The sequence below is a fragment of the Pandoraea anhela genome (assembly GCF_902459655.1).
Classification (GTDB): Bacteria; Pseudomonadota; Gammaproteobacteria; order Burkholderiales; family Burkholderiaceae; genus Pandoraea; species Pandoraea anhela.
Genome location: NZ_CABPSB010000018.1, coordinates 46,141 through 60,644, shown reverse-complemented (window position 1 = coordinate 60,644; position 14,504 = coordinate 46,141). Strand labels below are relative to the sequence as shown.

General features: G+C 64.3%; 12 protein-coding genes. 4 read left to right on the top strand and 8 right to left on the bottom strand.

From position 1 onward, the window contains the following. Positions 1-163 precede the first annotated feature (163 nt). Complete coding sequence (locus tag PAN31108_RS20790; RefSeq protein ID WP_150670669.1) at positions 164-655, top strand: Lrp/AsnC family transcriptional regulator; 492 nt, start codon at positions 164-166, stop codon at positions 653-655. Between the two features lie 9 nt (positions 656-664). On the opposite strand, the gene PAN31108_RS20785 is transcribed toward PAN31108_RS20790, so the two are convergent. From PAN31108_RS20785 to macA, 4 genes are all read right to left on the bottom strand, one after another. Then, positions 665-1,519, bottom strand: coding sequence for an EamA family transporter (locus tag PAN31108_RS20785; RefSeq protein ID WP_150670668.1), 855 nt, complete (start codon positions 1,517-1,519; stop codon positions 665-667). A 206-nt stretch (positions 1,520-1,725) separates the two neighbouring features. Continuing rightward, on the bottom strand, positions 1,726-3,246 hold the full coding sequence (locus PAN31108_RS20780; protein WP_150670714.1) for an efflux transporter outer membrane subunit: 1,521 nt from the start codon (positions 3,244-3,246) through the stop codon (positions 1,726-1,728). Positions 3,247-3,359: 113 nt separating this feature from the next. Beyond that, on the bottom strand, positions 3,360-5,453 hold the full coding sequence (locus tag PAN31108_RS20775) for a MacB family efflux pump subunit (protein ID WP_370819701.1): 2,094 nt from the start codon (positions 5,451-5,453) through the stop codon (positions 3,360-3,362). 87 nt (positions 5,454-5,540) lie between these two features. Beyond that, positions 5,541-6,743: a macrolide transporter subunit MacA gene (gene macA, locus PAN31108_RS20770; protein WP_150670666.1), complete on the bottom strand. Its 1,203-nt coding sequence runs from the start codon at positions 6,741-6,743 to the stop codon at positions 5,541-5,543. A gap of 333 nt (positions 6,744-7,076) precedes the next feature. Between macA and PAN31108_RS20765 the strand changes: the two genes are divergently transcribed. After that, complete coding sequence (locus PAN31108_RS20765; RefSeq protein WP_150670665.1) at positions 7,077-7,712, top strand: trimeric intracellular cation channel family protein; 636 nt, start codon at positions 7,077-7,079, stop codon at positions 7,710-7,712. 105 nt (positions 7,713-7,817) lie between these two features. Here PAN31108_RS20765 and PAN31108_RS20760 read toward each other — a convergent pair whose 3' ends face one another. Continuing rightward, a complete protein-coding gene (locus tag PAN31108_RS20760) occupies positions 7,818-8,774 on the bottom strand; it encodes a cupin domain-containing protein (RefSeq protein ID WP_150670664.1) in 957 nt (318 codons plus the stop codon). 146 nt (positions 8,775-8,920) lie between these two features. On the opposite strand from PAN31108_RS20760, the gene PAN31108_RS20755 reads away from it, so the two are divergent. Next, positions 8,921-9,457, top strand: a complete 537-nt coding sequence (locus PAN31108_RS20755) for a carboxymuconolactone decarboxylase family protein (RefSeq protein WP_150670663.1) — start codon at positions 8,921-8,923, stop codon at positions 9,455-9,457. 760 nt (positions 9,458-10,217) lie between these two features. Continuing rightward, on the top strand, positions 10,218-11,054 hold the full coding sequence (locus PAN31108_RS20750; RefSeq protein WP_150670662.1) for a lysozyme inhibitor LprI family protein: 837 nt from the start codon (positions 10,218-10,220) through the stop codon (positions 11,052-11,054). Positions 11,055-11,146: 92 nt separating this feature from the next. Here the strand turns inward: PAN31108_RS20750 and pdxA are convergent, their stop codons facing one another. From pdxA to PAN31108_RS20735, 3 genes are all read right to left on the bottom strand, one after another. Further along, positions 11,147-12,148, bottom strand: a complete 1,002-nt coding sequence (gene pdxA / locus PAN31108_RS20745) for a 4-hydroxythreonine-4-phosphate dehydrogenase PdxA (protein WP_150670661.1) — start codon at positions 12,146-12,148, stop codon at positions 11,147-11,149. Positions 12,149-12,243: 95 nt separating this feature from the next. Beyond that, positions 12,244-13,515, bottom strand: coding sequence for a four-carbon acid sugar kinase family protein (locus PAN31108_RS20740; protein WP_150670660.1), 1,272 nt, complete (start codon positions 13,513-13,515; stop codon positions 12,244-12,246). Then, positions 13,512-14,498 (bottom strand): 2-keto-3-deoxygluconate permease, encoded by a 987-nt coding sequence (locus PAN31108_RS20735; protein ID WP_150670659.1) that lies wholly within the window; start codon positions 14,496-14,498, stop codon positions 13,512-13,514. The genes PAN31108_RS20740 and PAN31108_RS20735 overlap by 4 nt, the downstream gene beginning before the upstream one ends. Between the last annotated feature and the right edge of the window lie 6 nt (positions 14,499-14,504).

Below are 14,504 nucleotides of genomic sequence, written 5' to 3'. Positions count from 1 at the left end.
GATCGCGCCGTTACGCGCATAGCCGTCATGGAATTGACGCTCACCTTCGAGCCGTCATTCCATGACGCCGCAAGCAGCGTGGCCATCAATTCACGCGCATACCCGCTAAACTAACGCACCCTCTAAACTTCCAAGCCGCCGCCAAGCCCACCCCGCGCCTCAGATGAAAAACAAAATCGACAAAGACGGTCTGGATCGGTTTGATCTGCACATTCTCGACCTGCTGCAAACCGACAACCACCTGTCGCACTCGGCAATCGCGGAAAAAGTTGGGCTTTCGACGCCGTCGGTGCAGCGTCGTATCAGTCGGTTGGAGAGCAAGGGGGTGATCCGGAGTCACGTTGCGGTGCTCAATCCGCAGCTTGTCGGCAACCCGATAACCGCTGTCATCGAATCGCGGCTCGTCGAAGACCGGAGCCTCGTGATGGATCGGGCCAAGCGCTATTTCCGGGACGTCGAGGAGATCCAGCAGTGCTATTTCGTGAACGGCGGCGTGTCGTTCATCATCATCATGATTTCGCGGGATTTGCAGCACTTCGAGCAGCTCATCCGACAACACTTCGCCGACAACCCCGATATCCTCACCTATCGGACCCTGATCGTTCTCGATCAAGTGAAAACCGGTCTCAAGATCCCGCTCTTCGATTTGAAATGACCAGGACGGTCAGACGTCGGTCTGCTGTCGGGAAAACAACGCGCACCCGGCACACGCCGCCATCACGCAGCCAATGCCCACGCATTGCGTGATCGTCAACGTCTCGTGCAACACCCACCATCCGGCAATCGCGCTGACCGCCGGCGACCCGCTCAGCAACACGCCGAACACCCGCGCAGGCAAACGACGCATCGCATAGATATCGAGCAAGAACGGCAGCATGCTCGACAATACCGCCACGCCGAGGCCGATCCACAGGACATGCGGCACGAGCAACGCCGTGCCCGCCTGCAACATCCCCAATGGCACAGCAATCAACGCGGCAATCGACATGCCCATAGCAACCGTGCGCCCGCCGCCGCCGGAGGCTTTACGCCCCACAATCACATACACGCCCCAAAACAACGCCGCCGCCAGCGCGAAAAGCACGCCACGAATGTCGATTTCACCGTGCACATCCCCTATCGCGAGCCACACCATGCCAAGGGCCGCGAGCGCAATCCAGACGAGATCGGTCGTCTTTCGCGAGCTTAGCAAGGCAGCCACCAGCGGCCCCATCACCTCGATGGAAATCGCAATGCTCACGGGAATGTAGGCGAAGGCGCGGTAGATGAGCAGATTCATGAGCGCCAGCGTGACGCCGTAGGCCAACATCGTCCGCCAGGAAATACCGAGTTGCCGGAGATTCAGATTCCACGGTCTGAAAACGGCGATGAGGACGAGAGAGGAAATGCCGAGACGTAACGCGGCGACGCCCTCACTGCCGACCAGCGGGAACAGCGATTTCGCGAACGCCGCCCCGGATTGGACCGACACCATCCCGGCGAATGCGGCCGCGAACGCAGTATTCCGTTGACTGGACATCGAACGTCATGACACGAAAGAGAAAGATGCCATTGTATTTTTCTCTCGCGATGCCTCTGCTCGTAATCGACGTCCTGACGAGCCATCTGATCGATCTTTCATGCTGCATGAGGAAAATGCTCGCATCGACGCATCAGGGGGGCTGCACACCCGAGCAAACGGGACACTACGCCGCACGCCTGTCGGCGGCGACGATATCCTCCCGCTCAACCCCGTGAATTCACATCCGACGCATTCCCGGCGCCGCCCAGCGCCTTGTACAGCGCCATGCGGTTGTTCAGACGGTTCAGACGCGTCTGCGCGTCCGCCGTCTGCGCCGCACGCAGCAACCGAAGCTGCTCCAGCCACGGCTGCACCCCGATGGCGCCCGCCCGATAGCGCGAGCGCAACAACGTCTCGGCCCGTTGCGCCTGCGCGAGCGACAGTGCGCGTTGCTCGCTTTCCCGGGTCAGCTGTTCACGCGCGGACAACGCATTCTCGACTTCGCTCAGCGCCGTATAGAGGCGCTGGCGGAAGTTCACCACGGCTTCTTCGTACTGCGTCTGCGACACCTTGATCTGCAACTGCATCGTGTTCCACTGAATGAACGGCAGCGCCAATCCCAGCCCCAGCGATCCGACCGGGTTCTGCAACACGCGCTCCAGCGACGTGCTCGTCGTTCCCAGTTGCCCGGTGAGCGTGAAGGTCGGGTAAAAGCTCGTACGAGTGATGTCGACATTGGCGAGCGTGCCCCGCAAACGCAGTTCCGACGCGCGCAAGTCCGGCCGACGCCCAAGCAACTCGGCCGGCAATCCGGCGGGCACCACCGGCAACGCCTGCGTCGGCAGCACCGACGGCTCGGCAGCCGCCTGCTCCGGCGGACGGTCGAACAGGATTGCCAGTGCATTGCGGTTTTCCGTGCGCTGCTGCACCAGTTGCGTCAACGTCGCGCGCTGGTCCGCCAGATTCCCTTCCGTCTGTGCGACGTCCAACCCCGACACCGCGCCTGCCGCGTAACGCGAGCGCACCAACGCCAGAATGCGCTCCGTGTAGGCAATGTTGCTCTGCGTATTGGCGATCTGCTGGTTCAGGAACCCGATCGTCCAGTAAAGCTGCGCCGTCGTGCTGATGAGCGACAGGCGTGCTGCCTCCCGGTCGGCATCGGTCGCTTCATACTCCCAGCGCGCGGCGTCACGCTGCGCCGCGAGTTTGCCCCACAGATCCAGTTCGTAGGACGCCGTGGCCTGCAACGCGCTTTTGCGCCCCATCGCATGCGTATCGAGGGTGCGCGACACGGTACCGGTGCCGTTGACCGTTACCGACGGCGTCAGGTTGGTATCCGCCAATCCGGCCTGCAATTGCGCACGATAGACGCGAATCCCCGCCGCCGCCAGATCGTTGTTGACGGCGAGCGTGTCGGCAATGAGCGTGTCGAGCACCGGATCGCCGAACGCACGCCAGAAGTCCGGCGCGATCGCCGCCGCATGGCGCCTGTCGCCCCCATCGACGCCATCGACGCCATCGACGCCATCGACCCCATCCACCCCAACCACCGCATTGACCCCACGGGTCGTATTGCCCGTGGGATCGGACACCGCCGCCGCGAGCGGCACAGTGGCGGCCACGGGCGCGCCCGTCCATTGGGCCGGCACGGGCACCGTGGGCAGCGCATCGTGACGCGCCCCGGCACACCCCGCAAGCAGCGCCGCAACGCTGGCCAGCGCGAGTCCGGAGCGACGCAGCGACATTGCCGACGGCACCGACGGCACCGACGGCACCGACGATGCCAACGACGCCGAACCAACGGACGAATCCAACCACTTGCGAGTCTCAGACATCATTCGGGTCATCTGGCAATACCTCAATCGCGGGCAAGCGCTTCGACCGGATCCAGCCGCGCGGCATTTCGCGCCGGCATGAAGCCGAACACCACACCGATGAGCGTCGAGCACAGGAACGCCGTGACGACCGAGCCCATCGAAAACACCATCTTCCATTTCTCGACGAACAGCGAGAACAGGAAACTCGCCCCGAAGGACAGGGCAATCCCGATGGCGCCGCCGATCAGACACACCATCACCGCTTCCACAAGGAACTGCTGCATGATGTCGCTCTGACGCGCCCCCACCGCCATGCGGATGCCAATCTCCCGCGTGCGCTCCGTGACCGACACAATCATGATGTTCATCACGCCGATCCCGCCCACGACGAGCGAAATCACGGCAATCAGCGAGAGCAGCAACGTCAGCGACTGACTCGTCTTCTCGACCGTCTTCACCACGCTGTCCATGTTGTACGTGAAGAAGTCCTTGCGGCCGTGACGCTGCGTCATGAGCGTCTCCAGACTCTTCTCGGCGGCCTTGCTCGGCTGGCCGTCGCGCACCCGCACGGTGATGCTGTCGACGTTGCGCTGTCCGAACAGGCGCCCCGCCGCCGTGGTGTACGGCACCCAGATATTCAGGCTCTTCGTGTCGCCGAACGCACTCTTCTTCTCGACCGTCACGCCGATCACCACGCACGGCAGATTGCCCACGAAGATCACTTCGCCCAGCGGATTCGGATTCGCGCCGAAAAGCTTGCGACGCGTGTTCTGATCGATGACCGCGACCTGTGCCTGACGACGCACCTCGTCCGGCCCGAAGGCGATGCCCTGCCCGATCTTCAGACCGCGCACCTGAAAGAAGTGCTCGCCCACGCCCGTGACCATTGCACTCGCGTCGATGTTGCGATAACGCAGCAACAGGCTGCGAGCGGTCTCGGGCGTTGCACTGTCGACGTAGACCTGTTCGGAGAGCGCCTGAACGTCCTCCGGCACCAGCGTCTGGATCGCCGTCGCGCGGTTGTCGCCCCAGTCCTTGCCCGGGTAAATGTTGATCGTGTTGGTGCCGATGCTGCCGATCTCGGCGAGCATGTAGCGCTTTGCCCCCTCGCCGATCGCGACGATGGAGACGACGGACGTAATCCCGATGATGATGCCGAGCATCGTCAGGAACGTACGCAGCCGATGCGACACCAGGGCGATCCACGCCATGCGAAACGCTTCGGCAAAACGACCGATGCCGCCCGTCCAGCGACGCGGCGGGATCGCCCCGCCATGACTGGCGTTCACCGACGCCGGGTCGGTCGGCGATGCCGCCGAGGCCGCAGCCACCGCCACTTCCTGCGGCGTCTCATCCGGCGCAGCGTCCGGGGAGGACACGGTGGATGAGGTGGATGAGGTGGACGAGGTGGACAAGGTGGACGCGGCGTCCGTCGGCGCGTCCGGCGCAACCTCGACCGGCGTGTTCTGCCGATCGGCCACGATCTCGCCGTCGCGAATCTCGATGATGCGACGCGCGTGGGCGGCCACCGTCTCGTCATGGGTCACGATGATGACCGTGTGCCCCAGCGCGTTGAGTTCCTTGAGAATACGGATGACTTCACGGCCGCTGCGCGTGTCGAGCGCGCCGGTCGGTTCGTCCGCCAGAATGACTTCGCCGCCGTTCATCAGCGCGCGCGCGATACTCACGCGCTGCTGCTGACCGCCCGACAACTGGCTGGGCCGATGCGCCGTACGGTCCGCGAGGCCGAGTCGTTCGAGCAGCATGATCGAACGCGCACGACGCGCCGCATGCGGCGTGCCCGTATAGACGGACGGCATTTCGACGTTCGACGCGGCGTCGAGGTGCGGCAGCAGATGATAGCGCTGGAAGATGAACCCGAAGTGCTCGCGACGCAGTTGCGCGAGCGCGTCGGCGTCCAGTTCGCGGGTTTCGCGCCCGGCCACGCGGTAGCTCCCCGCGCTCGGGTGATCCAGACACCCGAGAATGTTCATGAGCGTCGACTTGCCCGAGCCCGATGCGCCCATGATCGCGACGATCTCCCCCGCGTCGATGGTGAGGTTCACATCGCGCAGGACGACGACATCGCGCTCCCCCGACGGAAAGCGCCGGGTGATGCCCGTGAGCGCCAACATCGGGTGCGGACCGACACCGCCGATATCGGTCGTGGCTTCGGACGATTGAGAGGCTTGAGTCATCGCGCTCGACATCCTCGACTTCCTTTATTTGGCAGCGCCGGACGACGCCTCGGTCTGCGCCGGTGCGCCGTCGCCCGCTTCACCGATCACGACCCGGTCGTCGGCGGTGAGACCTTCACGCACTTCCACGCGCACGTTGTTGTTCAGTCCGGTCACGATCTGACGCGTGACGGCACGGCCATCCCCGGCGTCCTTGTCCAGCACGCGCACCTCGTAGCGATCCGGGCCGACCTTCTTGCCCAGCGCCGCCACCGGCACACTCAGCGCCTGCCTGGCGGTACCGAGCAGCACGTTGACCTGCGCCGTCATCGAAATGCGCAGACGATGATCCGTGTTCGGCACGTCGAACAGCGCGTTGTAGAACACGGCGGTGTTGTTGCGCGTCGCCCCCCCGCCGAGCGTACTCTGCGTGTCGAGGAAGTTCTGCGGCGCGGGTTCGATGGCCCGCAGCTTGCCGTAATAGCGCTTGTCGGGATCGCCGAGGATCGTGAAGTAAGCGGTCTGGCCCGGGGCAATGCGAATCACGTCCGCCTCCGAGACCTGCGCCTTCACGGTGATGGTGTCCATGTCGGCGAGCTTCAGAATCACCGGCGCCTGTTGCTGAGCGATCACGGTCTGGCCCTCCTGCGTGACGATGGCAACCACCTGGGCATCGATAGGCGCGACGATGCGCGTGTACCCGACATTCGCGCGGGCCGACTCGATGGCCACCCCTGCCTTGCGGATCTGTGCGTCGAGACCCGCGAGTGCGGCGCGCTGGGTATCGAGTGTGGCTTGCGCCGATTCGAAGTCCTGACGCGACGTGGCGTCGTCGGGCAACATCTGACGCTGCCGCGCGAACGCCAGCTCGGCCTGCTTCAACTGCGCCGCCGTCGAGCGCTTTTGCGCCTGAAGATTCTGCGCGTCGGCCTCGGCCTGCCGCAACGCGTTCTGCGCCAGCACCGGATCGATCTGAGCGAGCCACTGCCCCTTCGTCACCTTGTCGCCGAGCTTGACCTTGAGCGATTTCAACTGACCGCTGACCTGTGCACCGACGTCGACCTGCTGGAACGCCTGAAGCGTGCCCGTGGCCAGCACGGTGTTCTCGAGATCGCTGCGCTCGACCTTGGCGCTGATGTACTGCGGCGGCTTCGGGGTCGCGAGACTGCGCAGACCGAGCGCCACGAGAACGAGAAGCCCAACGAGGCTGGCGACCAGATACGGCCGGCGGCGAATGAACTGGATCATGGAACGAAATTGGCGATCAAAAAGGCATGTCGAAAAAGGCGCTACAGGTCCACAGTGCATCCGGCGAACGCATCAGTAAGACTGGCTGGCCGGTCGTTTTGCCGACCGGACGCCACCCACTGCGCACCGTCGCACAAAAGGTTGAGAGTTTAAGGGGTTTGGGCGGCGTTGGGGCCGCGTCTGCCCATCCGTGTCGTTTCGTTGCGAGCAGTGTCGCATCAAGTGCGCACGCGGAAAACTCGTATAAATCGCAGCAGCAGGGCCGGCGCCCCCGGAAAAACCGGGAAAAAACGCACGAAGTGATATAGTCGCCCGGCCTTTGCAAGGGACATCATGAAAACAGAAATCTTCTACGCCCTTTATCTGATCGCTATCGTCACCGAAGCGATGTCGGGGGCCATCATGGGGATGCAGCGCGGCATGGACCGCTTCGGGCTCGCCTTTGTCGGCATGGTGACGGCCCTGGGCGGTGGCACGATTCGCGACGTGCTGTTCGGTCGTCACCCGCTCGTCTGGATCGCACACCCGGAGTACCTGTTGCTCACGCTCGGGGCCGCAACGCTCGCCTCGATCGTGGCGCGCCACATTCACCGGCTGCGCATGACGTTCATCACGGTCGACGCCATCGGGCTCGCCGCCTTCACGATTCTGGGTTGCGATATCGGCATGACCGTGAGCACGAGTCCGGTCATCGTGGTGCTGGCGGGCGTGCTGACGGGGATCGGCGGCGGCATGCTGCGCGACCTGCTGTGCGGGCAGGTGCCGCTGGTGCTGCGCCGGGAGATGTATGCGAGCGTGGCGTGTATTGCCGGTGCGATGTATGTCGCCATGCTGCATTTCGGTGTCCCGAACGGTGTCGCGACGAGCGTGGGTTTCGTTGCCGGCTTCGTCATCCGCATGCTGGCAGTGTGGTTCGGCTGGCGCTTCCGCACGTTCGAGGACGAAGCGCCTTCGGAACCGCTGCATTGATTGCAGCATCGACTACGGTGTTGACAGCGACATCCATAGCGACATGGATAGCGACAGCGGAAAATTCGGAACCCGACGGGTCGTCCAGTCGGTGCGCCAACGGATTCAGCGCGGCTCGGCCCGCCGCGCCTGCGCGCGCCACTGTGCGGGCGTCACGCCGACAACCTTCTTGAAGACGCGCTGAAACGCCGCGTCGGACTGATAGCCGACCGACTCGCCGATACCGGCGACGGAGGCCGCGGTATGCACGAGCTTGCGTCCCGCGAGCGTCATGCGGATTTCGGTGAGAAAGTCGTGCGCCGAGCAACCGAGCGCATCATCGAAGCGACGCGAAAACGTAGCGCGTGACATATGGCACAACGCCGCCAGATCGGGCAACGACCAGGCATGCGCCGGCGCTTCGAACATGGCAGCCAACGCCGGTTGCAGACGCGGCTCGCGAGCGAGCGCCAGCAGCCCACGCGGCGCATTGTCCCCCTCGCCCGCCGCCCGCAATGTCATGGCGAAGAGGGCCCCGGACAGATGACCGACGAGCGACTCGCATCCCGCCTCCTGCGCCATGGTCTCGTCGCGCATGAGCGCGATCAGACGCGCCAGCCGGTCGCCCATGCTGCCGGGCGCCGGCGCTCCCTCGGCGCCCTCTCCCCGGCGCCCGCCACGCACAACCATTCGCGACGGCAGATATGTCCGAAGCAACCCGTCAGGCACCGTGCCCAAGAAGAATCGCCCGCACAGCACGTCGGCCGCATCGCCACTGCCCTGACGAACGATGGTGAAGCCCGCGCCCGCTTCGAGGTGCGGCGTATCGGCCGGTTGCCCCGCCCCCTCATGCAGCGAATGCGCATGCCCCGCCGGAAACATCACAATATCGCCGGCCGCCATGACGAGCGGCGGGCCGTCGTCGTGCTCGACCGTGGCCGTGCCGCTGAGCAGCAGGTGCCACATGATCTGGCTGGCCGGCGAGCGCGCCTCGTCGATACGCCACGGCGCGCCGAAATGACAACGAAAGTCGAGTTGCCCGGTCACGGGAATCAAGGTCAGCAGACGATCCAGCAAATTCATACGGCTTCAGTCCATACGGCATACTTGAGACGATTGAGCATCATACCGTGAAAAACAGGCATTAAAAATATCACCGATTCTCCTTAAGATGGGATCCATGCCGTCGCCACTCTGTCGCGGTATCTCAACCCTGAAGGAGCTTAACCGTGAGTCGTATCTCCACCGTTTCGCCGCAAGACGCCACCGGTCACACTGCCGAACTGTTCGCCAGAATCAAGGCCGGCACGGGTCGCGTGCCCAACTTGTACCTCGCCATCGGCACCCACGCCCCGGACGCCCTCGAGACCGCGCTCGCCCTCGACGCCGTCATCGGCAAGAGCAGTCTGAGCAAGCAGGACATCGAGACCATCCGTCTCGTGGTCAGCGAGGTTAGCGGCTGCGATTACTGCCTGGCCGCGCACATGATCATCGGCAAGATCGCCGGTCTCGCGCCGGACGCGATGCGCGCGGTGCGTGCCGGCGCAGTGTCGGGCGACGATCGCCGCGACGCGCTGGCGCACTTCGTACGCACGCTGGTCACGACCCACGGTTCGATCGAGACGCACGAATATCAGCGCGTGCGCGACGCCGGCTTCACGGAGCGTCAGGTCATCGAAATCGCGTTGGTGATGTCGGGCATCACGTTCACGAATCTGGTGAACCGCATCAACGATACGGCGCTGGACTTCCCTCGCGCCGACTGACGAGGTCGATCCGCGCGCGCGTGCGTGCGGGCGAAAGTGCAGAGCGCCTGCCGGCATGCCCGGCAGGCGCTTTTGTCACAAGAGGTGGGGGTGACATCGGGTGAGGCCGCACCGCCCTGCATCGGCAAGGACACGCCGATCCCCCTGGTCAACGAGTCCCAAGACGAAATCGCCACCAGGACGCTCAACGGACACGACCACGTCTGTCCGGTGACGTGCCGTATTGCAGACGTCCGATCAAGGCGCCGATTCAACCATGTCCCGTGCGTAGAACCGATATTTAAATGCTATGCTTCATGCGGCAACGTTTTAAACATGAATACATAGCACTCTTATTTAAATAAACGAAGTTTTACAGCACGCAACGTCGCCTCGCCGGCAAAAGCACTTAAAAGATTTAGAGAAGCTAAAGAACTCAGGCGATAGGCGCAATCGGGGAAATATCAGCATGTCGAAAAGGGAGCAAGCCGCGCTTGAGTTCGCAGCGCAGGTCCGTAGCCGAACGGGAGACGCACTCATTCGCTACTTTATGTCGCACGGCGTGTACGTTCGGCAATACGACCACCTTCCCGACGCCACGGCGCTGGAAGGGCATCAGCGATTTCTCGCAAGCGTCGCAAACGAATTCGATGCGACGAACCGGGCGATCATGCTCGCAAGCGATATTCGATCCTTATCGCTTGCGGAGAAAGAAAAGGCCATGCTCGCTGTCTACTCGATCGAGCAAAAATGCGCGAGCAACCTTGGACTTCAGGGCGCGTTGGCGGATGCCGCCGCCAGCCTGTCTCAAGCGGTGAGTGCATGGCCGACGCCGCCGTCATGGACAGCCCCCTTTCTGACGGCCCTCGCCGGCGCGATCTGTTTGTACATGAATTGGGGGGCGCTCGGCGTCGGATTACTCATTCTGGCGCTGGCATTCGGCGCCTTTCGGCTTCAAGGGTATTTAAAGCGAAAGCGCTTTATCGAGGAAGTGGTTGCCGATATCAATAAACGCTTCGACTCGCTGTTAAGCGTGGAGATTTCAGCGCGACCGTCGCTACCGGAAACCGCCGGAAACCCACCGTTGAAGGCAGCCGGATTCGCCGCCGTCGCGCTGGTCGTCGCGGGCTTCGCCTGGGTGAGCAGTCCGCCGCATCTGTCACCCATGTCGGCAGCGCAAAAACCGACGCAAGCCGCCGCTTCCAAGAGACATGACGCTGAGAATGCGTCGCGTAGGGAGGCAACGTCGCAAGCGTCGGCCCGACGCAAGGACAAGGCGCAGAGCGACGCGACGACAACTGCGGACCCGGCCGCCACACGCACGGCGCCACGCAATGCGATACGCGCGAGTTTCGACTGCACCAAAGCCCAGTCCAATGCCGAGCGAATCATTTGCAGCGATCCGCAACTGGCAAGCGCCGACGTGGAATTGGCCGCCCTGTTCGCGAATGCGAGAGCGGCTGTCTCCGATCAGGACACCTTTAGGGAAAGAGCGCGGGCGGCCTGGCGCTACCGGGAAAAAAACTGCCATGATCGCGAGTGTCTCGTTCGCTGGTATGCGGACGAGGGCACGGTATTACGGCATATCGCCCAGACAGGCGATCCGGCCGCCGATTAACGACGCTTGACGCCCGCCCCTGTCATCTGCCGGGGCCACGGGATGACCGGGGCCCACGGGCGCCCACCGGGACAATACGCGGCAATGAAGCCTCACGCGCGCCGTGTGGCCAGTTCCGCGCCCTGACGCAGCGCTTCGAGCATACTGCCTTCGTCGGCGATCCCCTTGCCGGCGATATCGAACGCCGTGCCGTGATCGACCGACGTACGCACCACTTGCAGCCCGACCGTCACGTTCACGCCGGCTTCGAGGCCCAGCACCTTCACCGGACCGTGCCCCTGATCGTGGTACATCGCCACGACGAGGTCGAAGTCGCCGCGTCCGGCGCGAAAGAACAACGTGTCGGCCGGCAGCGGACCCTCGATGTCCCAACCGCGCTCACGCAGCAATTGCACCGCCGGCACGATCTTCTCTTCCTCTTCGCCGTAGCCGAACAGTCCGTTCTCGCCGGCGTGCGGGTTGATGCCGCACACCGCTATACGCGGGTTCGCGATCCCGGCCTTCACCAGCGTTGCATGACCGCGCTCGATCGTACGTTGCACCAGCCTCGGCTCGATCTTGCGAATCGCATCGATGATGCCGATGTGCGTCGTCACGTGAATCACGCGCAACTGCGGCGCGACGAGCATCATCGATACCTCGTCCACGCCCGTGAGGTGCGCAAGCATCTCGGTATGGCCCGGGAACTTGTGGCCGCCCGCGTGCAGCGCCTCTTTGTTGAGCGGCGCGGTGCAGATGGCGTCGATCTCGCCCGCTTCGGCAAGCTTGGCGGCATGTGCGATGTACTGATACGCCGCGTCGCCCGCCACGGCCGACAGTTCACCGAACGGCAGGTCTTCCGGGATCAGGTTCAGGTCGATGCACTCGATGACGCCGCGCGCGAACGTCGCCTCGCCCACCGTCTCGATACGGCGAACGCTCAGCGGCAGGTTCACGATGGCGATCGCCTGTTCGAGACGGCGCGCGTCGCCGATCACGACCGGGCGGCACTGCGCATACACGCGCTCGTGGGCCAGACTCTTGACGATGATTTCGGGGCCGACCCCAGCCGCATCACCCATGGTGATGCCGATGACAGGGAGGTAAGGGTTCATGGCGTTTGCGTTCCTATCCGTTTCGTTGGGGGTGTCCGGCCTGTCGATGCCATGGCCGGAACGATATCCAGATCTTTTGCCGACGCGGGTGTGTATCACCGACGCTCAGCGTGCGCCGTAGCGCGCAAATGACGATAAGCGCTGTGGAGCGCTGCCTCGCCGCCGAAGGCGCCGGCCTTCGTGACGACATGCACGGGCGCGCCGTTGGCGGGACGTCCCACCGCAACGCCCGGCTCGACTTCCGAGAGCAGTTCGAGCGCGCCGATGTTCGCGGCGCGCAACATCGCCCGCGCCGTCTCGCCGCCCGTCACGATCAATCCCGACAACTGCGAGAAGTGCGGCGCGATCAACGCGGCCAGCGCCGCCGACAGTTGTGCACCTTCGCCGGGATCGAAAGCGTCGTCGCGCCCGATACGCACCAGCAGGTCGGTGCCCTGCCCGATCGCCCGGCCGATGCGCTCGCACCAACCGGCACGCTCGGCATGCGCTTCACCCGCGCGCAATACTGCCGGCGGGACGATCCATTCCACGACGTCGTTGTCTTCACACAGTCGCGCACATTGCTGGCGCGAGACGGCGGACAGACTGCCGACCAGTGTCAGAATGCGACCGGCGCCGAGCGCCGCGCGGCTAACGGTCGACACATCGTTCGTTTGCGCCGCCCCCGCCTGCCGCTCGAACAACGCCGGCAACCCGGCCAGTTCGCGCGCAAGACCGCCTGACCCCACCCAGAAAATGTCCGTGAGCAAGACGCTCGCTCTCGCGAGCATCGCCAGATCGTCGTCCGTTTGCGCATCGACGATCAGGGCCGTGACGCCCTGCGCACGCGCCTGCGCGACGATACCGTTCAGCGCCGCCTGTACCTGCGCGGGCTCACCACGCAGCATGCCTGCCGACACGATTTGCGGGGTCATGCCAGCTGCCGCCAGCATTGGCGCGAGCCGCGCTTCCTGTCCTTGATGCTCAAGCTGCCACGTATCCGTGTCGGCCAGCGGCACGCCAAGTACGAACACTTCACCATCGCGCACAGTGCGGCCCGTCGCCGGAAACGCAGGCGCGACGATCGCCAGACCGGCGAGCGGTTGGAGCGCCGCGACTTCCGCGACCCAGTTGCCACGTAACGTCGAGTCGACCTTCTTGTACAGACGACGCCCCGGGGCCGCCAATCGCTGCCACGCGGCGACCGCCCGCGACGCGGCATCGGCCGGCGCGAGGCGACGGGTATCCGTGTCGATTGCTACGACCTGTGCTGAGGCATTGAAGCCGTCGATGTCCAGCGACACCACGCTGCGTCGTCCGGCATTGGTGAAGCCAATGGCGCAGTCGGCTGCGCCGGACAGATCGTCGGCGACAATCAACACACTCACTGCACGGCTCCCTTGCCTGCCATGGCACCGCGCGCCATGGCGCGTTTGGCGACGGCGGCGGTCAGGATCGGGGAGACGATCGCGGTCACGACCACGCAGGCGGCCACGAGCAGCGTCGCGCTCTTGGCGGCTTCCTCATACACCGGATTGGCCGCAGCGATCAGCGCGGGAACGGCGGCAGCGTTGCCCGCCGTGTTGGCGGCAGCCGTGCCGGCCACGCCCGTGCCGCCCGTCACACGGTCGACGATGTACAGCGGAATCCCCGTCACGACCACGACAGCAAAACCGAGCAGAATACCCAGCAGGCCGGCTTGCCAGACTTTGTGCAGGTCGAGCCCGGCACCGAGCGCCAGCGCGAAGAACGGGATCATGACCGGCACGGCGCGACCGAGAAAGTCGCGCATCTCGCGATCGAGGTTGCCGAGCAGCATGCCGACGGCCAGCGGGAGAATGCTGCCCACCAGCGTCGGCCACGGAAACGCCGATAAACCGGCCACGCCCAGCGTAACCATCGTCAGGAACGGCCCCGATTCGAGCGACATGATCGTATAGGCGCCCACGTCCTCCGACCGGCCGTACTGGCCCATCAGCGCCATGTACAGGCCGCCGTTGGTGTCGTTCATCGCAGCGACCACGGCCAGCGTGGAGATGCCCGCGAACATGCCCGACGACACGGGCGCCTCCCCGAGGAAGTGCCCGAGCACGATACCGACGACAATCGCCGCGCCCACCTTGGCTGCGAACAATGCACCGCCCTTCTTGACGAGGTACGGCGTGGCCTTCACGTCGATGCTCGCGCCCATGCAAACGTAGAACACTGCCAGAATCGGCAGCGCCCCCGTGAACAGCGCGTTCGTGAACGAGCCGAAGAACTTCGGCATGCCCGGCAGGAACGTGGCGATCAGGGAGCCGATCAGCAAGGGAACGATCATCATCCCGCCCGGCACGCGCTCGATCCCGCGCTTGATACGAATTTGAGCCATTGTTGT

Excerpts from the sequence above, each read along its gene's own strand:
- pdxA (WP_150670661.1), bottom strand. The coding sequence starts at position 12,148 with ATGAACCCTTACCTCCCTGTCATCGGCATCACCATGGGTGATGCGGCT.
- PAN31108_RS20735 (WP_150670659.1), bottom strand. The coding sequence starts at position 14,498 with ATGGCTCAAATTCGTATCAAGCGCGGGATCGAGCGCGTGCCGGGCGGG.
- PAN31108_RS20765 (WP_150670665.1), top strand. The coding sequence starts at position 7,077 with ATGAAAACAGAAATCTTCTACGCCCTTTATCTGATCGCTATCGTCACC.
- PAN31108_RS20780 (WP_150670714.1), bottom strand. The coding sequence starts at position 3,246 with ATGTCGCTGCGTCGCTCCGGACTCGCGCTGGCCAGCGTTGCGGCGCTG.
- macA (WP_150670666.1), bottom strand. The coding sequence starts at position 6,743 with ATGATCCAGTTCATTCGCCGCCGGCCGTATCTGGTCGCCAGCCTCGTT.
- PAN31108_RS20785 (WP_150670668.1), bottom strand. The coding sequence starts at position 1,519 with ATGTCCAGTCAACGGAATACTGCGTTCGCGGCCGCATTCGCCGGGATG.
- PAN31108_RS20760 (WP_150670664.1), bottom strand. The coding sequence starts at position 8,774 with ATGAATTTGCTGGATCGTCTGCTGACCTTGATTCCCGTGACCGGGCAA.
- PAN31108_RS20790 (WP_150670669.1), top strand. The coding sequence starts at position 164 with ATGAAAAACAAAATCGACAAAGACGGTCTGGATCGGTTTGATCTGCAC.
- PAN31108_RS20775 (WP_370819701.1), bottom strand. The coding sequence starts at position 5,453 with ATGTTGGCGCTCACGGGCATCACCCGGCGCTTTCCGTCGGGGGAGCGC.